General features: G+C 45.1%; 1 pseudogene. It reads left to right on the top strand.

Annotated elements, in window-relative coordinates:
• A pseudogene (locus tag ACYQ2O_RS13525) lies at positions 1–255 on the top strand (IS1634 family transposase); the annotation flags it as partial.

Below are 255 nucleotides of genomic sequence, written 5' to 3'. Positions count from 1 at the left end.
CTTCTACGGAGCGACCTATCTGTTTGACAAAATCGGAGAACTGCTTGGTGTTACAGCCGATCTAAAAGCTTGCTTTCCTGAAAGCTATAAGCAGATACTCTCGATTGCCTACTTCTTGATTTTGGAAAATCGCAATACGATGCTTCGTTTTCCAAAGTGGGATCGCACCCATTCCCATCCTTACGGCAGCTGTATTCCCTCGCAAAGAAGCAGCGATCTGTTTGCCTCGGTTACGGAAGAAGCTAAAAATCGTTT

This window comes from Alkalibacterium sp. m-11, from assembly GCF_054658155.1.
Note: the sequence above shows the minus strand (reverse complement) of the source record. Positions and strands in the feature narration are given on the sequence as shown.